General features: G+C 63.9%; 20 protein-coding genes. 7 read left to right on the top strand and 13 right to left on the bottom strand.

Translation table 11 applies throughout. From position 1 onward, the window contains the following. Positions 1 to 5 precede the first annotated feature (5 nt). The 8 genes from ACE04A_RS06785 to ACE04A_RS06750 are packed head-to-tail and all read right to left on the bottom strand — an operon-like array spanning position 6 to position 7307. Positions 6 to 800 carry an ABC transporter ATP-binding protein gene (locus ACE04A_RS06785; RefSeq protein WP_448716094.1) on the bottom strand — a complete coding sequence of 265 codons (795 nt, stop codon included), beginning with the start codon at positions 798 to 800 and terminating at the stop codon, positions 6 to 8. Then, the gene (locus ACE04A_RS06780) at positions 793 to 1581 is read right to left on the bottom strand and encodes an ABC transporter ATP-binding protein (protein ID WP_438857854.1); all 789 of its coding nucleotides are present in this window, start codon (positions 1579 to 1581) and stop codon (positions 793 to 795) included. The genes ACE04A_RS06785 and ACE04A_RS06780 overlap by 8 nt, the downstream gene beginning before the upstream one ends. Further along, the gene (locus ACE04A_RS06775; RefSeq protein WP_448716092.1) at positions 1578 to 2579 is read right to left on the bottom strand and encodes a branched-chain amino acid ABC transporter permease; all 1002 of its coding nucleotides are present in this window, start codon (positions 2577 to 2579) and stop codon (positions 1578 to 1580) included. Before ACE04A_RS06775 ends, ACE04A_RS06780 begins: the two co-directional genes overlap by 4 nt. After that, a complete protein-coding gene (locus ACE04A_RS06770) occupies positions 2572 to 3450 on the bottom strand; it encodes a branched-chain amino acid ABC transporter permease (protein WP_448716091.1) in 879 nt (292 codons plus the stop codon). The genes ACE04A_RS06775 and ACE04A_RS06770 overlap by 8 nt, the downstream gene beginning before the upstream one ends. After that, positions 3443 to 4432 carry an NAD(P)-dependent oxidoreductase gene (locus ACE04A_RS06765; protein WP_448716090.1) on the bottom strand — a complete coding sequence of 330 codons (990 nt, stop codon included), beginning with the start codon at positions 4430 to 4432 and terminating at the stop codon, positions 3443 to 3445. The genes ACE04A_RS06770 and ACE04A_RS06765 overlap by 8 nt, the downstream gene beginning before the upstream one ends. Before the next feature lie 16 nt (positions 4433 to 4448). Next, positions 4449 to 5192 (bottom strand): SDR family NAD(P)-dependent oxidoreductase, encoded by a 744-nt coding sequence (locus ACE04A_RS06760; RefSeq protein WP_448716089.1) that lies wholly within the window; start codon positions 5190 to 5192, stop codon positions 4449 to 4451. 44 nt (positions 5193 to 5236) lie between these two features. Then, positions 5237 to 6079 (bottom strand): HTD2 family dehydratase, encoded by an 843-nt coding sequence (locus tag ACE04A_RS06755; RefSeq protein ID WP_448716088.1) that lies wholly within the window; start codon positions 6077 to 6079, stop codon positions 5237 to 5239. A 10-nt stretch (positions 6080 to 6089) separates the two neighbouring features. Next, entirely contained in the window at positions 6090 to 7307 is a 1218-nt protein-coding gene (locus ACE04A_RS06750) for an ABC transporter substrate-binding protein (RefSeq protein ID WP_279994038.1), read from the bottom strand. A gap of 172 nt (positions 7308 to 7479) precedes the next feature. On the opposite strand from ACE04A_RS06750, the gene ACE04A_RS06745 reads away from it, so the two are divergent. Continuing rightward, positions 7480 to 8709, top strand: coding sequence for a CaiB/BaiF CoA transferase family protein (locus tag ACE04A_RS06745; protein ID WP_279994037.1), 1230 nt, complete (start codon positions 7480 to 7482; stop codon positions 8707 to 8709). A gap of 57 nt (positions 8710 to 8766) precedes the next feature. Continuing rightward, positions 8767 to 9753: a Bug family tripartite tricarboxylate transporter substrate binding protein gene (locus ACE04A_RS06740; RefSeq protein WP_448716087.1), complete on the top strand. Its 987-nt coding sequence runs from the start codon at positions 8767 to 8769 to the stop codon at positions 9751 to 9753. On the opposite strand, the gene ACE04A_RS06735 is transcribed toward ACE04A_RS06740, so the two are convergent. Further along, positions 9750 to 10019 (bottom strand): hypothetical protein, encoded by a 270-nt coding sequence (locus tag ACE04A_RS06735; protein WP_259246502.1) that lies wholly within the window; start codon positions 10017 to 10019, stop codon positions 9750 to 9752. The genes ACE04A_RS06740 and ACE04A_RS06735 overlap by 4 nt on opposite strands. A gap of 175 nt (positions 10020 to 10194) precedes the next feature. Here ACE04A_RS06735 and ACE04A_RS06730 point away from each other — a divergent pair, with 175 nt between their 5' ends. Continuing rightward, positions 10195 to 10785 (top strand): BPSL1445 family SYLF domain-containing lipoprotein, encoded by a 591-nt coding sequence (locus ACE04A_RS06730; protein ID WP_279994035.1) that lies wholly within the window; start codon positions 10195 to 10197, stop codon positions 10783 to 10785. Positions 10786 to 10875: 90 nt separating this feature from the next. Here ACE04A_RS06730 and ACE04A_RS06725 read toward each other — a convergent pair whose 3' ends face one another. After that, positions 10876 to 11517, bottom strand: coding sequence for a glutathione S-transferase family protein (locus ACE04A_RS06725; RefSeq protein ID WP_259246500.1), 642 nt, complete (start codon positions 11515 to 11517; stop codon positions 10876 to 10878). Between the two features lie 227 nt (positions 11518 to 11744). Between ACE04A_RS06725 and ACE04A_RS06720 the strand changes: the two genes are divergently transcribed. Further along, positions 11745 to 12380: a hypothetical protein gene (locus ACE04A_RS06720; protein WP_485819971.1), complete on the top strand. Its 636-nt coding sequence runs from the start codon at positions 11745 to 11747 to the stop codon at positions 12378 to 12380. Between the two features lie 44 nt (positions 12381 to 12424). Here ACE04A_RS06720 and relB read toward each other — a convergent pair whose 3' ends face one another. Continuing rightward, positions 12425 to 12706, bottom strand: a complete 282-nt coding sequence (gene relB / locus ACE04A_RS06715) for a type II toxin-antitoxin system RelB family anti-toxin transcriptional regulator (RefSeq protein ID WP_242001446.1) — start codon at positions 12704 to 12706, stop codon at positions 12425 to 12427. Positions 12707 to 12836: 130 nt separating this feature from the next. After that, the gene (locus tag ACE04A_RS06710; protein ID WP_448716085.1) at positions 12837 to 13232 is read right to left on the bottom strand and encodes a type II toxin-antitoxin system RelE/ParE family toxin; all 396 of its coding nucleotides are present in this window, start codon (positions 13230 to 13232) and stop codon (positions 12837 to 12839) included. A gap of 250 nt (positions 13233 to 13482) precedes the next feature. Here ACE04A_RS06710 and ACE04A_RS06705 point away from each other — a divergent pair, with 250 nt between their 5' ends. The 3 genes from ACE04A_RS06705 to ACE04A_RS06695 all read left to right on the top strand — a co-directional run bounded on the left by ACE04A_RS06705 (position 13483) and on the right by ACE04A_RS06695 (position 16716). Then, the gene (locus ACE04A_RS06705) at positions 13483 to 13965 is read left to right on the top strand and encodes a nucleoside deaminase (protein ID WP_438858292.1); all 483 of its coding nucleotides are present in this window, start codon (positions 13483 to 13485) and stop codon (positions 13963 to 13965) included. A 63-nt stretch (positions 13966 to 14028) separates the two neighbouring features. Then, a complete protein-coding gene (locus ACE04A_RS06700) occupies positions 14029 to 14499 on the top strand; it encodes a hypothetical protein (RefSeq protein ID WP_448716084.1) in 471 nt (156 codons plus the stop codon). A gap of 96 nt (positions 14500 to 14595) precedes the next feature. Next, positions 14596 to 16716 (top strand): DUF4034 domain-containing protein, encoded by a 2121-nt coding sequence (locus ACE04A_RS06695; protein WP_485819970.1) that lies wholly within the window; start codon positions 14596 to 14598, stop codon positions 16714 to 16716. Between the two features lie 16 nt (positions 16717 to 16732). On the opposite strand, the gene ACE04A_RS06690 is transcribed toward ACE04A_RS06695, so the two are convergent. Continuing rightward, positions 16733 to 17353, bottom strand: a complete 621-nt coding sequence (locus ACE04A_RS06690; RefSeq protein ID WP_448716082.1) for a TetR/AcrR family transcriptional regulator — start codon at positions 17351 to 17353, stop codon at positions 16733 to 16735. Positions 17354 to 17414: the final 61 nt, after the last annotated feature.

Genomic DNA, 17414 nt, shown 5'->3' with positions numbered 1-17414 from the left:
CCTTCCTATGCGGGCTGGGTTTGCGACGGGGTTTGCGATGGCGGTTGGGCCGCCGCTTGCGCGGTCTGGCGCGCGCCCAAGTAAGCGTCGATGGCTTGTTGCCGGCCTTCGCGGCTGCGCAGCGCCTGTTCGTCCAGCGTGCCCACGATATGGCCGTGGCGCAGCACCCAGGCCTGCACGGCCAACTTGGCGGCCACGTGGAAACTCTGCTCGACCAGCAAGGCAGCAAGTTGCTGTTCGCGCTGGATCACGGCCAGCCGTTCGTACACCCGCGCCACCAACAAAGGCGCCAGGCCCAGCGACGGCTCGTCCAACAACAGCAGGCGCGGGCCGGACATCAGCCCGCGCCCAATCGCCAGCATCTGCTGTTCGCCGCCGCTGAGCAGGCCAGCGGGCGCATTGCGCCGTCCGGCGATTTCGGGAAAGAAATCCATCACCATCTGTTCGCGGCGCGCCCGGGTGCGGGCGTCCACGAAGTACGAACCCAGGATCAGGTTTTCCGCCACGGTCAGGTCCGTAGCGATGGCGCGCCCTTCCGGCACATACACGATGCCCCGCCGAAAGCGCTGCGCGGCGGACAGACCCGAGATGTCCTGCCCGTCCAGCCGGATGCGGCCTTGCGATGGCTCAAGGCCCGCGATGGCACGCAGCGTGCTGGATTTGCCCGCGCCGTTGGCGCCCAGCAAGGCCACCACGGTTGCCGCCCCGACCGACAGGTCGATGCCATGCACCACCGGACCCGCGCCGTAGCGCACCGTCAGGCCGTCGACCTCAAGCAAGCTTGCCGGCGTGTCATTCATCGTCGTCTCCCAGATAGACGCGCACCACATCCGGATTCAGCCGGATCTGCGCCGGCTCGCCGGAAGCCAGCAAACGGCCCACGTTCAGCACATGAATGGTGTCGCAGACTTCCATGATCAGGTCCATGTCGTGCTCAACCACGACCAGCACCAGATCGGGCGCGCGCAAGCGTGTCAGCGCGGCGGACAGGTCGCTGGTCTCGATGGAATTCAGTCCGGCGGCCGGCTCATCCAGCAACAGCACGCGGGGCTTGCCGGCAATGGCGCGCGCGATCTCGGTCAGGCGCAACACGCCGGGTGGCAGTTGCGAGGGATAGGTGTCTGCCACGTCCGCCACGCCCAATCGCTCCAAGGCGGCCAAGGCGCGATCCCGGTTGTGGGCGCGTTCCGCTTTGCCGCGCGGCAAAGGCAGGAAGGCGTCGAGCCAACCGGCCGATGACTGCCTGTCCAGACCCACCATGACGTTCTCGGCCACGGTCAGTTCGGGGCACAGGGCCACATGTTGAAAGCTGCGCGAAAAGCCCAGCGCGGCGCGCCCGCTGGGCGGCACGCCTTCCAAGCGCCGGCCTGCCAGACTGATGCTGCCCTGCTGCGGCGAATACAAGCCGGTCAGGCAATTGAAGAAGCTGGTTTTGCCCGCGCCATTGGGGCCGATCAAGCCCGTGATTTCTCCGGCCTTCAATTGCAGCCCGATGTCTTGCAGCACCTGGATGCCGCCAAACGACAGCGACAGGTCTTCCACGATCAGCGCCTCACCGGCCGCCATGGCGTGTGCGTTCATGGATTGCCTCCGTGCAGTCTGGCGCGCATTTCGGCGGGCAACGCATTGAAGCCCAGCACCACGATGAGCAGCGCGGAACCATACAGAATCGGCACCCAGTCGCCCGCCCCCGCCAGCAGCAAGGGCATCATCGTCAGGAACAGACCGCCCAGCAAACTGCCTAGCACCGCCAGCGAATACAGGCTGACCACCGACCCGACCAGCAGGAAAATAGACGTCCATAACGTGAAGCTGTTGGGCGACACCGTGGACGAACTGAACGACAGCATGGCGCCGGCGATGGCGGCAATGGCGCCGCTCAAGGCCATGCACGACAGCCGCGCCCAACTGCGACGCACGCCGAATGATTCGGCCGCGTGCGGCGACGTGCGGATCAACAGCAAGGCCATCGCCTGGCGCGAGCGCCGGAACTGGCGCAGCAGCAGCGCCACCAACACCAGGCCCGCAAGCGGGAGGTAGTAGCGCTGGGTTTCCTTCGCCAGCCCCGGCAACGCGTCCAGCTTCACGTACAAGCCTTCATAGCCACCGGTCACCGACGAAAAGTGCAGCAGCACTTCGGGCAGGGCCAGGGCCAGCGCCATCGTGGCCACCGCCAGATAGATGCCTGATAAAAACCGCGACGGGAAGGCGAAGGCCAGGCCCAGCACGGCCCCGGCTATCGCCGCCACCGGCAGGCTGGCCAGCAGCGACACGCCCAGGTACTTCTCCATCAAGGCCACCGTGTACGCCCCGGCCGCCACGAAGACGCCGTGGCCGATGGAGACCTCTCCGGCATACCGCACCAGAAAGCTCACCGACATGATCGCGATGGCGTTGGCAAAACACAGCCCCAGCGTATAGGTCCAGTAGCCGCCCGCGGCCATGGGCAACAGCGCCAGCGCAAGCAGGCCCGCCACGCCAATCACCGAAGACCAACGGCGCATCGCGGATACCGGCTGACTGCCCTGCGGCACCGACGCCGCCGGCAAGGAACGGGTAGATAGCATCACACTAGACACGGGCACCTCCGCGTATGGCCAGCACGCCCTTGGGGAAGACGTTAAGCACCAGCAGGATCGTCAGCAGCAGATAGCTGTTGTTGAATTCGGCGGCCACGTAGAACGACAGCAGGTTCATGATGACGCCGATGAAGATGCCGCCCAGCACCGCGCCCGGCAGGCTGTTGAATCCGCCTACGACGGCTGCCGCAAAAGCTTGCAGCATGAATGAGGACACGCTGGTCGACGACAAAAACGTAGTGGGCACGATCAGCAAGGATGCAACCAGGCCAAGCAAGCCGGCCACCACCCACGAAAACAGATGCACCCGGCGCAGGTTCAGGCCACACACGCGGCTGGCGAAGGGGTTGGCCGACACCGCCCGGAACGCGATGCCGATGCGCGTGCGTTCGATCAGCAGGTACAGCAGGCCGATGGCCACCGCGGTGGTGCCCAGCACGGCCAGGTCATACGCCGTGACGTGAACCGGGCCCATCTGCCCGCGCCAGGCAGGCAGCGGCAAGTCCAGAGACACCACGTTCGAGCCGAACAGAAGCTGGGTTGCGCCCTGGGCGATCAGTCCCACGCCCAGGGTGGCGATGGTGCTGGTCAAGTCCGACTTGAAAACCAGCGGCGCAATCAGGAAGTAGCTGACCGCCATCACCGCCACCATGATCGCCAGCGTCAGCAGCACGGCGGCGCCCCAGGCCATGTTCGCGAAGAGCCCGGCCGTGAAGCCGAACACCAGGATCGCGGCCAGCCCCGCCAGGTTGCCATGCGCGAAGTTCACCACGTTGGAGCTTTTGTAGATCAGCACAATGCCGATCGCGCCCATGGCGTACAGGCAGCCGCTGACCATGCCCGCCCAGATCAAGCCGATCAGGTCATCCATGAGCACGGCTCCTTGGCGGCAAGGCGTCGGCTGACGCTGCCGGGGAGGCTTGAGATGCTTGGGAGGCTTGAGATTCGGCCTTGGCCGGGCCTCCGCCCTGGTCGATCAGTTCAATCACCGATGGGAAGTACCGCCCCGAATATCCCCCGCTGACGGCGGCTGCGTAGTACTGCCGGGCCAGCTCGGCCACATGAGCCGCCAGGCCCGATTGCGCGGCCAGTTCCAGCACATAGCCCAGGTCCTTCAAGACGTATTCGGGGGGAAAAGCCTTGTCGGGAAACTGGCGCGGCAACATCGCCTTGCGGCCATGGTTGCGCAGCACGAAGCTGTCGCCGGAACCCTTGGATACGGCGTCCAGCAGCACTTCCGGCTGCACGCCGGCGCGTTCGCCCAGCACCATCATTTCAGCCAGCGCCACGGTGTGCTCGAACACCAGCGCGTTGTTGATCAGCTTGACCACCTGGCCGCAGCCCACCTCGCCACAGCGCGTCACGTCTGATCCGATGTAGCGCAGCAGCGGTTCAACCCGCGTGTACAGCGCCAGGTCCGCGCCCACCATGATGCTGAGTTCGCCGCGCTGCGCCGCTTCGCGGGTGCGCGCCACCGGGGCATCCACAAAGGCCACGCCGCGCGCGGCAAGCTGCTCGGCCGTGCCCCGGGCGGACGCCACCGTGGTGGTGCTCAAGTCAACGATCACGGCGGGTCGGCGCACGCCGTCGGTCAGGCCGCCGGGCGCCACGCACACCTGCTCTACCTGGGGGCCGCCCGGCAGGGACAGGAACACCACGTCCGCCTGCGCCGCCACCGTGGCAACCGAATCCGCGCGGCGCGCGCCGGTGCCTTCCAGCAACTGAAACGCGTCCGCGTTCATGTCAAACGCGATGACTTCACCCGGGTGCTTCAGCGCCATGTTGCGGCACATTGGGCCGCCCATCACGCCTAGCCCGATAAAGCCGATCACGGGATGCTTGTCTGTAGTCATGGTGGCGTCCCTTGCCTTAGTCCATCCACATGCCGCCGCTGATATCCAGCGACGTGCCCGTGATCCAGTTGGAAGCCGGCGAACACAGGAACAGCGCCGCCTGCGCGATATCCTCGGGGTTGCCGTAGCGGCCCAGCGGCACCGTGCCGTTGGCCGACGGCGCGCCGCCCCCCGTGACGCTGGCCCACATGGCGGTCTCGACCGGGCCGGGCGCCAGCGTGTTGGCGTACACGCCGTGGGGCGCGCCGGCCTTGGCGATCCAGCGCATCATGCCGTGCACGGCGGCCTTGGACGCCACATAGGCCGGGCCCGAGGCCACGCCGCCGTTCTTGGCCGCAATCGACCCTGCCGCCAGGATCTTGCCAAAGCCCTGCTTGCACATCAGCGGGAACAGTTTGCGCGCCGGATTCACCACGCCGCGCACGTTGACGGACATCACCGCGTCCCATTCATCGTCCGTGCTGTCCGCCAGCGAGGTGCGGGCGATGATGCCGGCGCACAGCACCAGGATGTCCACCTTGCCGTAGTCCGCGATGATCTTGTCGATGACCTGGTCGGTTTCAGCGCGCGAGGTCACGTCGTAGCGGCGGTAGTCGATGCCGCCGCCGATCTCTTCCTGTTCGACCCGGTCCGTGGCGATGACCCGCGCGCCGGCCTCGCGAAACGCCTTGGATATTGCGCGCCCCATGGCGCCCGCGCCGCCCGTGATCAACGCCACCTGGCCTTCAAGACTTGCGGGGCCGCTCAAATGCTGTGCCATCTTCTCTTGTCTCCTGATCGTTTTTTTAGGAATCGCGCTGGCCGTCAACGCAGCGTCGCGGTGGCGGACATCGCCAATTCTCCATCTGGCCCGCGCGCCCACAGCGCCAGCGAACCATCTTCATTCGTATGCCCTTCCAAGCGGAACGGGCGCGACACGAACAAGGGGCTGACGCCACGGAATTCAAAGCTGGCCAGCGCCCGGCCGTCGCCATGCGCCAGCGCCAATTGCTGCAACAGGGTGGCCGTCAGCGGACCATGCACCACCAGGTCGGGATAGCCTTCTTCGTTGCGCGCATAGGCCTGGTCGTAATGGATGCGGTGGCCGTTGAAGGTCAGCGCCGAATAGCGGAACAGCAGCGTCGTGTCGGGGTGTACGTCATGGCCCCAGCGTGCCTGGCCCGCATAGGGTTCCGGGGCGGCGGCCGAGGTAGTGCCGGCGGGCGTGGCCTCGCGGTAGACGATGTCCTGCTCTTCCACGATGCAGTCCGCGCCGCCGCAAAGCGTGGTGTGCTCAACGGTCACGAACCACAACGATCCGCGCTTGCCCACCTTGTTCTCGACTTTCACGATGCGGCTGCGCCGCGTCGCTTCCGCGCCGATCGGCAGGTCAGCCAGGTAGCGGACGCGGCTGCCCGCCCACATGCGGCGCGGCAATTCGATGGGGGGCAGAAAGCCGCCGCGCTGGGGATGGCCGTCCGTGCCCAGGCCGCTGCGCCGCGCGGTCGGATTGAAGTACAGCCACTGCCAGCCCGGCGGCAGCGGTTCGCCGTCGCCGGGCGCACTGTCCAGATCCAGCGTGGCCGCCATGGCCTGCACCACCGTCGCGTCCAGGCGCTGCGTGCGCGCCTCTTCGCGGCCTACCCATTCTTCGTATGCGTTGGTCACGCCTGCACTCCTAAGCTAGTTTTGCGTCGAACACGTCCGCCGGATAGGGCTTGAAGTCCCGCACCAGTTTGAAGCTGCCGCCGGACACCGCTTGAATGATCCCTTCCTGGCGCGCGCCCCGGTGGTCGCCCGCCTTGAAGGTGACCTGGCGCGCCCCGCCCACGGTTTCATTCGTCATCGTTTCCATCACGTCGACCAGGCTGGCGCGCGTCAAGGGCTTGCCGCTGGCCAAGAGCATCTGAAACCCCTTGGCGAACAAGGCGCCGTTGCTCCAGCCATTCAGGCCGAAGACGCCGATGGGGTCGTTCGGGTACAGCTTGGCCACGGTCTCGCGGTAGGCCTTGATATTGGCGTCGTCGGCGTCCACGGGCATCAGCCACGATGAAAAATAAGCACCATCCAGCAAGCGGCCAGCCAGCTTGTAGGTGGTGGGGTCCGCGGTGAAGAACGGCGCCATCCATTTGGCCTGGAACCCAAGACGGTCAGCGGTCTTCAAGGCAGCGGCCAGATTGGCGTTGGACCCGAACAGGATCACCACATCCGCTTTGGCGTTGGCGATGCGGCGGATATGCGGCGTGAAGTCGGTGCTGCGCACTTCAAACGGAATCGATTCGGCGGCCTGCTTCTTGTTCGCCGCCATCAACAGGTCAAAGCCGCGCTTTGCCGAGCGACCCAGTTCGTCGTTTTCCCAAAGCAGCGCCACGCGGCTGGCGCCCAGCCCGTTGAACGCATAGTCCAGGTTGGACGCCGCCGACCAGCCGTAGTCGGGCAACAGCGGAAACACCAGCCGTTCCGCGAACAGCGCGGTCGCCCCGCCGATCGGGCCGATCATCGGCAGGCCCACTTCCTTGGCATAGGGAATGACCGCCACGGACTGCGCCGTGCCCACCGGCGCGGCCAAGGCAAAGATCTTGTTCTCTTCTACCAGGCGACGCGTCACGGCCACGCTGCGGGCCGGTTCATAACCGTCGTCATAAGTGACCGACTTGATCTTCCAGCCGTTCAACATGTCGGTGTCGTTGACCCACTTGAAGCAGGCGTCGGCCGCGCGGGAAAGAATCGCGTAGAACGGCACCGGCCCGGTAATGGGCGTGAAGGCCCCCACCGTAACCGTCTTGCTGGCCACGTCGATACCCGGGGAAACCGATTGGGATTGCGCGCGCGCCCAGCCTGGAAGCGAGATCGAGGCTGCCGCGGCACAGCCGGAAAGAAAAGTCCTTCTGAGCACGGTGATGTCTCCTGGTTGTTCTTCGATTGCCGCTGTCTGCTGCGCGACTAAGAATGCATTCTATATCTTTGACCCGTTGAAAAAATACGGGCTTTCCCTACACAAAATAGATCTATTGCTCAAACTTTACCCATATAGAATGCATTCTTTTAGCAAAACAGCCGGAGACACCATGCCTACCCCCCCTCTCGCGGGCCGCAGAATCATTGAACTGGGCACCATGCTTGCCGCGCCCTTCGCTTCCCACATCCTGGCGCAGTTGGGCGCCGAGGTCATCAAGGTGGAACCGCCGCGCGGCGACCCCACGCGCAGCCTGGTTCGCGGCGGGCCCAGCGGCACATTCATCGCTTATAGCCACGGCAAGAAAAGCGTCTGCATCGACCTGGCCCATCCTGACGGCCATGCCGCCTTCCTGAAAATCCTGCGGACGGCCGATGCGCTGGTCCATAACCTGGCGCCCAAGGCCGCGCGCAAACTGAAACTGACGCGCGCCGACTGCCAGGCCGTCAACCCGCAATTGATCTACTGCCATATCCGTGGCTACGCCCACGGCCCCCAGGAAGACGATTTAGCGTCGAACCCCGTTGCAGAAGCATCAACCGGCGTCATGGAAGCCAACCGCGTCAACGGCCGCCCCAGCCGCCTGGGCCCGTCGTACCACGACCAGTTTGCAGGCGCCTATGCCGTCATCGGCATGCTGGCGGCCATGCTGCAACCCAAGACGGCAAGCGAAGGCGGCCATGTCGAAATCGGTTTGTATGAAACCGGCCTGCATGTGGCGTCGCGCGATCTTTGTGGCGTGCAACTGAAGACGCAGCTGCTGGGCCGCCCGGAACGGGAGCCGCATGGCGAATTCAGCATGCCGGGCTATGGCGCGTACCAGACGTCGGACGAACGCTGGATGTACCTGTTGATGCTTACCGACGCACATTGGCTGAAGTTCTGTCAGGCCTTGGCATTGCCGCAGGCCGACGATGCGTCGCTGGCTGCGTTGAAAGACAGGAAGAAGGCGCGCGAGCGGGTGGAAGACATCGTCAAGACCGCCGTGGGCGCGCTTCGCTTCGATGAATTGGCGGCCCGATTGAAGGCCGCGGGCGTGGGCTGCACGGAAGTGCTGCCCTTGGAGCGCGTGCTGGATGCCGAGCAGGCGCGCCAGCCGGGCAAGCTGCGCGACGTCCGCTACCGCGACCTGAGCTTCGACGTGCCTGAATTTCCGCGACTCGATAGCAGTGATGATGGTGTCCAGACCCTGCCCCCGCCCGATCTGGGGGAGCACACGCTGGACGTGCTCTCAACGGCAGGCTTGTCGCCGGAAGAATGCAAGACCTTGTTGGAAAGCGGCGCGGTGTCCACCATCCGCGCCGGTGATTTTGCCTGGGCGCCGGTGCGTCGACAGGCGTGAACAAAACAGGGCGCACAGAACGCACAACGCGCCCGACAATAACCAAGGAGACGGAAAATGCAACGGATCAATAGGATGTCGGGCCTGATCAAGGCCATGTTGGCGGGCTTGATGTGTGCGGCCGTGGGATCGGCCGCCGCCGCTTACCCGGAAAAGCCCATCCGTCTGGTGGTGGGTTTTCCGCCAGGCGGCGGCGCGGACTTCGTGGCGCGCGAAGTGGCGCAGCGCTTGGGCCAGGCGCTGAACACCAGCGTGGTGGTCGACAACAAGGCAGGCGCCAACGGCACCATCGCCGCCGCCGAAGTGGCCCGCGCACCGGCGGACGGCTACACGCTGCTGCTGGGCGTCACGGCGTCTCAATCCATCAGCCCCGCCCTGTCGCCCAAGCTGCCTTACGACCCGCAGCGCGATTTCACGCCCATCACCGAAATCGGCTACACGCCACTGGTGCTGGTTGTGAATCCAAAACTGCCCGTCAAGACGCTCAAGGAATTCCTGAGCTATGCCAAGGCCAGCAAAACACCCGTCCCGTACGGGTCCGCCGGCATCGGCAACATTACCCACATGACGGCCGAACTGTTCGTGCAATCGTCTGGCGTATCCAACTTCCAGCACGTGCCGTACAAGGGCAGCAGCCAAGTCATGACCGACCTGATCGGCGGGCGCGTGGACGCCTATTTCGACACCCTGCCCTCATCACTGCCGTTCATACAAAGCGGCCAGGTGCGGGCGCTGGCGGTCACCAGCGCGGTGCGGGCCGGCACGGCCAAGGACATCCCGACGGTGCAAGAAGCTGGGGTGCCAGGGTTTCAGACCACCACGTGGTTCGGTGTGCTGGCGCCCCCAAACTTGAACGCGGCCGTGACAAAGCGCTTGTACGAAGCCCTGCACAACAGCTTGAACACGCCTGAAGCGCGGCAAGCATTGGTGGCGCGTGGCGTGGAGCCGGTGCTGGATTCCCCCGCCCAGTTCACGGCGGAACTACGCGCCGATCTTCAGCGTTGGCGTGACGTGGCCCAAAAAGCCAACATCAAGCTGGACTAAGCCGATACCGCAGCGCCGCAATGCCGGCAAACCCGCGCGTCGCGCAGAATCCGCCCGGCGCAGTGCGGGCATTCCGTATGGGTCGGCAATACCGGTTCACGTGCATGGGCCGATCGGTCGGCAATGGCAAACAGAAACGCGCCGGCCAAGGGCGGGCTGATCAGGCAGGCCAGTATCGTCCAGCCGATGCGCTTGCGGCCCCGGCCGGCAGCCAAGCCGCCCACCACCAGGGCCAGGACGATCCAAAGGAGAATAAGCAGAAACATATTGCGATGGTAAACCGCGATAGCCTGCCGCGACGCGCTATCCGGGGCTTTCAAGGTCAGCGGTCAGACTCGCTCCCGCGCCCAAATTTTTCCCAAATACCGCTTTTGAACCCCGCACCAAGGCCATCAACAAGAGTAATCTGCAAATTCGCCTGCAACCAAAAAGGAAGCGCATATGAATAAGATCTCTTCGACATGGCGTAGGACCACGGTGGCGGTGACGCTGGGCGTGGCGAGTGTGATGTTCGCGGGTTGCACAACAACCACCCCCGCCGACAAGGCCACGTCGGCCGAAAAGCGGCAAGAGCTGGACGCCGCCGCCAACGCCACGCTGACCAAGCTGTACGAGGGCTCGCCGCAATCCAGGCAGTTGGTGGAACGCGCGCGCGGCGTGCTGGTATTTCCGGACGTGCTTAGCGCCAGCTTCATCGTAGGCGCGCAACACGGCACCGGGGTGCTGCGGGTGAAAGGGCAAGACACGGGCTACTACAGCATCAGTGGTGGGTCGATCGGCTTTCAAGCCGGCGCCCAATCCAAAGCCATGGTGCTGTTGTTCATGACGGATGACGCCCTTGCCAAGTTCCGCGCCAGCAGCGGTTGGACCATCGGCGCCGACGCCTCTGTGGCCGTGGCCAATGTGGGCGCCAATGGCACCATTGATTCCAACACCGCCCAGCAGCCTATCGTGGGCTTCGTGTTGAACAACGGCGGCTTGATGGCCGGTGTGTCGGTGGACGGCAACAAGATCTCGCCGACAACGCTGTAATCCTCTGCCCCCTCGGGGCCGGCCGGTCGCTGCTTCACAGCATGGGCCGGTCCCCACATCCTGACCTCGGCGCGGCGCTGCCGCCCGTGGTCAGGACAACATAGGCGCCATATCAGGGTCGCCTTTTTTCATGGCGTGGCGATACGCATCGCGGGCGCCAATGCGCTGTAGGTACGTCAGGATGTTCGGATACGGCGACAAGTCGTAGGGATAGAACAGGCGCATCGTGGTCAGCGAAAACACAACAATGATGTCGGCGGCGGTCAGGACATTACCGGTCAGGTAATCGGTCTTGCCCAACTGTTTGTCGACCAGCGCCAAGGCTTGCTGGCGCCGCGCATCAGCGAACTGCACGGCGGGTTTGTCGGCGGGCACCTCGGCGCGGGCCAGCACCATGCAACGCATCAGGCTGGGTTGCAGTGAGCCGTTGGCGAAGTGGAACCAATACAGGTAGTTGGCATAGTCCGGGCTGGTGGGCGGCACCGTCAGGCGGCCGTCGCCGTAGCGGGTCAACAGGTATTCCACGATGGCGGTGGATTCGGCCAGCACCACGTCGCCGTCCGTAATGATGGGCGCCGTGCCCAGCGGGTGCAGCGCCTTGTACTCAGGCGGGGCCAGCCGCGTGACCGGATCGCGGTCATAGACCTTCAGGTTGTACGGGATGGCAAGTTCCTCGCACAGCCACACGATGCGTTCGGACTGCGATTTTCCAAGATGATGCACGGTCAGCATGAGCTTCCTTTATCGATAGGTAGGCCGGCGTGAGTACGCCCGCACTGCGACCTCGCCACTCTACGCCGCTTTACCGCGCCGAACAGCCCAGCGTATTCAGTCGGACACCGCCCTTTACGGATAGATACATAACGCCGGTAATCAGCAATTACCAAATGCAATCCGCGTGCTAATTTAAGCGCCCGTGGCCGCCCTTGCCCGTGGCGGACGTTCTTAGCCAACCATTCATGACCATGCAAAACACGCCTGATCGCGACTTGAACACCGCACTGCAAAGCACTCAAAGCACGCGCAGCACGCGGCTTTCCCGGATTCTTCCCCTGGCGTTCGGGCTGGCGTTGGCCACGGCTTCGCCGCTGCAGGCGGCGCAAGCTGAAACCATCCGCGCCCATGGAGCTGCGCAGCAAGCCGCGCCGCAGCAGGCGGCCCCGCAACAGGCAACCCCACAACAGGCAACCCCTCAAGCGGGCTCGACCGGCCTGGCCCCGGTCACCAAGACCGAAATCAAGAGCCAGACCGCCTACGAACGCCTGTTGAACAACAGCGGCGTCAGCGTGCAGTGGCTGTGGTCGGCCGAACGTGGCCACCTGAATGCGAAGGACGTGAACGACGTCGTGCGCATCGATGGCACGCAGGCCAATTTTGAAGGCACGTTGAAGATCAACGGTGAAATCGTGTCTATCGACAAAGACCGCTTCACCTTTCGCGGCACGATCCTGATTCTTGACGCCCCCGACAAAGGCCGCCGCTGCGAACGCACGGGCGACTACGAGTTTCGTGCCACCGGCAAGCGCAAGTACTGGCGCCTGCAGCAAATGGAAAGCTGCGACCGTTTGACGGATTACGTGGATATTTTTTATTGATTGGGGATGTGACTCATACCTTTAGGGCCCTGTATTGCGGGGCTTTAAGCCAGCACCTCGATTCCATGCTTCTTCACGACCTGCAATAGCCTTGCGGCAGCTCCGCTCGGCTTCTTAGCCCCGGTTTCCCATTTTTGTACCGTCGATGGGCTTGTATTCAAGTACTTCGCAAACAAGCTCTGGCTAACGTTTGCGTCCTTACGAATCTTCGCGATCATGGCTTTTGTAAAGTCTGGCACGGGGGGTATGCATAAATCGTCGTACTCGCGCATCGTTTTCTGATCGATACCGCCGACTTCGTACAGCTTTTCAGCAAGGTCGTGAATTGCTGCAAGGGCATTCGAATCGTCGACCGCCGGTACGCGCTTTCGCTCCTTGGCCTTCCGTTTCCGCTCTTTTTCCTCAGAGGCAGACACATGCGTCAAAGCGCCACGCGCAGGACGGGTAGCAGCGTCTTTAGTCATTTTCTGACATCTCCACTAAAGTGCCATTGGCAATCAAGGCCTCGAATGCCTGCTGGGGCATGCGTTTGAAATCGGCCGCAAGCTTCTTGAACCCCTTGAGTACTTTTTCGCTAATGTTCTTGTCATCTTGCTTGTTATACAAGTACACGAAGATCAACCAAACGCCCCTGCTCTTCAACAGTATGGCTCTGTAGTTGCCGTTGCCGAGCCTTGCCTTTCGAACACCGCCTCCCAGATTCGTATTTCCGACGCCCCTGAACAACTCGGCGGCCGCGCGGCGCAGTTCATCGTCGGTTATGCCCGCCCGCCTTGACTCTGTAGAAAAGCTTGCCGTCTTAAAGATTCGAGCGCGTTTAGGCATCGCACCCACTGCGCCTGATGTAGTCACGACCAAGTTCGCCTCTGGCAACACAAACGCTTATAACATAGCACCCAGTGCTATATATAAAACACATGATGGATCGGAATCGGACGAAGTCCCGACCAAACACCCACCTGAAGGCGAACCGCGTCACAATCCTGAACAGATCTCGTCACCACGTCCCTCGCACCACTCGCAGCTTCCACCCTTGCCCTGTCGTACTGACTCACCGACTGGCCGCCGCGCAGGCACCGCACCCCCACAAGGAGACCCCCACATGATCAACGACCTAGACAAAAAGCACCTGGCCCGCTGCATCGAGCTGGCCAAGCGCGCGTTGGAGCTGGGCGATCAGCCCTTTGGTTCCGTGCTGGTGTCCGCCAATGGCGAGGTGCTGTTCGAAGACCATAACCACGTCTCGGGCGGCGATCACACCCAGCATCCTGAATTTGAAATTGCCCGTTGGGCGGCCAACCACGTGCCGGCAGCCGAGCGTGCGTCCTGCACGGTCTACACCTCGGGTGAGCACTGCGCGATGTGCTCGGCGGCGCATGGCTGGGTGGGTCTGGGGCGCATTGTGTATGCGGCGTCTTCGAAGCAGTATGCGCAGTGGATGAAGGAATGGGGCGTGGCGCCGTCCCGCGTAAAAACGTTGGCGATTCAAGACGTTATTGATGGGGTGACGGTTGATGGCCCCGTGCCGGAGTTCGCGGAGCAGATCAAGCTGGTGCATCAAGAGAACGTGCGGCGCCGGGCGTAGCTTCTACCGTGGGTTTTATCCCGGCACAGAATCGCTATCCAAACCACGACAGGACTTCCCGGCATGCCCTCGAACAGCGTTAAATGGATTGTCAGCATCGTCTTCGGACTGATTATCGGCAGAGTCAGCTACGGCGTGCTGCTGCCGGTTTTCATGGCCTTGAGCCCGGGCGAGCAAAGCACCGCCTTGGCCGATTCCAACACGATGATCGTGGCCGGTCTGGTCGTCTGGCTTGTCGTCACCGTCATCGCCAGCGTCTTGCTGGCGCGCATTCCCAACCTGCGCCGCTTGATCGGCTGGGGTTGCATCGTGCTGGGCGTGGCCCTGGTGCTGACCATTCCCGCCACCTTGCTGACCATGGACGCCGGTACGCAGAACGCCTCCGCCGCGGACACGCGCGACGCCAATACCGCCCTCTTCTTCTGGGCGCTTATTTTCGGCCTGCCCTATGTCGGCGGCGGGCTGGCGCTGACAATTCTGGGCACGGTGCTGGTGCGCAAGAATCCGGCCACCAAAGACCCGGTCCTTAACTAATCCCCGAATCTGCCGTTGTTAGAACATTGCGGCCCCCGCATGCGCCATGCGCAGCCGGCATGGGTTCGCCTTTCCTTGAACCCACCTGCGTAGCGCATGATCTCATCCCCCAACACCATCGACACCCATCTCGCGCGTCGCGCGGAAATTCGGCAACTGCTGCAAGGCGGCCAGTTTGATGCACTGGACGCCATCCTGGAACCCGCCGCCTTGCGGTGGCTGGACAGCAAGGGAGAGTCCTTCGGGTACCGGTGGTTGTTGGATGAAATCCGCGACCCGCAACTGTCAGCCGCCGACAACCTTGCCCGCCTGCGCGCCTGGCGCGACGCGCGGCCTGCGTCGTATCACGCGCATCTTGCCTACGGCAACCAGTGGGAGACCATAGCCGGCAACATCCGCAGCAGCACCACCGCTGACTACGTGGACGATGAGCAATGGGTAGGCGCGATGATGGCGCGCGACCACGCCGTGGCCGCGTTCCTGCAAGCCATGGCCTTGCACGAGCGGCCGGCGGTGGCCGTGCAGCGGACCATGCGCGTCTGCGCGTACCTGGGCGAACCTGAATGGCTGGCGGGCTTGGCCACCGCCGCACCGGCCACACCCCAAACCTCGCTCCCACTTGCCCCCCCGGCGTCGCCCGCCGCGCTACAGGCGCACTGGCCCGCCGAGATTTGGGAACAAGGCCTGAGCCTGCTGGCCGAACACAGCGGCATGGGCCTGGCCGAGCTGCCCGCCTCGTTGCCACCCGGCCTGCCCGCGCGTCAGGCTGGCGATGACGACGATCCCAAAACCTATTGGCTGCGCACCGCGCTTGCCCTGCGTCCGAATGATGTGGGCGCGCTAAGCGCGTACCTGTACTTCCTGTATCCGCGTTGGGGCGGCAGCCACGCCGCGATGGACGCGTTCATCAACGGCCCCGTGTGCGCCGGCCTGACCGAGGCCGAGCGCGATGAACTGCGGTTCCATAAGGAATTCGATTACCTGGGCTACACCGCCTTTCATCCGGAACCGGATGACGACGAGCAGATCGACGTGTTCCTCCAGGCGTTCGAACAATGGCTGACCTTGCAGCTTCCCGCCGAGCAGCGCGCCGTGGCCCTGTGTCACTACGCCAACTTCGAAACCACGCGCGCCCGCCACGTCGATGAAGACGGCGAGGTGCATTGGGATGCCGCGCTGCTGCAACACGCCTACGATCTGCTGACGCAAGTCTGCGCGACGGCCCCCGCCGATGTCGACCTGACGGACGAGGCCTACCCCGGCACGCTGTTCACCTTGCAGGCGTGCCTGTGGTTCAAGGGCATGCCCGACACGCAGGGCTTGTTCCGCCAGATTCTGCTGCGCGGCGCGCGCTGGGGGGATGATGTGGAAGCCGTGCTGCTGGCGGCAGTGGGCAGCCAGTTCGGCCTGTTTGGCTTGCAGGCCGGCGAGCTCGACACCCAGGCGCTGCTGGAACGCGGCTTTGCGTTGGACCGCGAAGCCCGCGAGTTCAACCTGCCGCAGTTGGGCCGCAACCTGTGGGGCGACGTATCGCCCGACGCCGCGTTGTTCCTGTGGCAGGAAGGCGCCGCGCGTGGGCGCTCGGATGCGCTGATGTCGCTAAGCGAGTTGTATGCGGGCAAGATCGATGCCGACTACGCCGACATCGACAAGACCGCCGCACGCGATTGGCTGACGCGCGCCGCCGAAGCCGGTCATCTGGTGGCCCGCAACAACCTGGCCTATGCCGCCATCGACGAAGGCCGCGACATTCCAACGGGCGAATACCAGACGTACCGGCTCTGGCTGGAAAACAACTGGAAGGTGGCCGATCGCGGTTCCCGCATGGAAGCGATGGCCGCCCGCAACCTGAGCTGGTTGATGCTGATGCACAGCGGGTCGGATGAAGACCAGCGCACCGCCCTGGACCGCGTGCTGCCCTGGCTGTGGGACCAAAGCGACGAGGGCGACCGCGAAACCGCCGCGCGCAGCTACGCCATCGCATTCCTGGAAGGACGCGGCTGCGAGCCCAATGCCTATCTGGCCAAGGTGTGGATTGCGCGCGCCTGCGCGCTGTCGCCCGACAACGAATACTTGCAGCGCTTAAGCGGCGAAATCAATGACGACAGCGGCTGGTTTGGCGACTGGCGCTTGCGGCGGCGCATGGAACAGGCCCGCGCAAACGTGGACGCGCGGGGTCGCGAGCTGACGTTTGGACGGGGTGAAACGGACGCCTGAGCCTTGATTTGTTCGCTTAGCTTGCCGGCTCGCACGCCGCGTCCCATTGCAGCATCAGTTGCGTAATCGCGGCGTCGAAAACGGGGTACCGCACGCCGTCCCGGGCCGCGAGCGACACGCCCAACAGAAAGCTGTTGAACAAGGTACCCAGCACTTTGGCGTCCGTCGTCGCCACAAGCTCGCCGCCGGCAATGCCGCGTTCCACGCAGCGGATGAAGCCAGAATGCGTGCGCTGGCGCGATGCCGCCAAGGGCTTGGCGACGGCGGCATGTTCAGGGGTGGGCGCACTCATGACGCCCAGCGCCACCATGCAGCCTTTGGGGTGAGTGCGCTCGCACTGCATCTTCGCCGACCGGCGCAGTGCCAGTTCGATGGCGGTTTTGGGGGGAATACTGTCGTCCCACAGGCTGTCGTTCACGCGGGCGTAGGTGTCCAGATAGCGTTGAACGGCTTCCGCATACAGCGCCTCTTTCGACCCGAACGCCGCATAAAAACTGGGCGCTGAAATACCCCCGCCGATGCCGGCCTTCAACTGGCTGAGCGACGTCGCTTCATAGCCCTGCTCCCAAAACAGATGCAACGCCTGGTCGATCGCCTGCTCGCGGTCAAACGCGCGCGGCCTGCCCATTTGCGCCATTACGGTCTCCCTATTTTCGAACGCGACATCAATACTAATCGATACAAAAGTCGTTGACAAC

This window comes from Achromobacter colocynthidis, from assembly GCF_057334535.1.
Note: the sequence above shows the minus strand (reverse complement) of the source record. Positions and strands in the feature narration are given on the sequence as shown.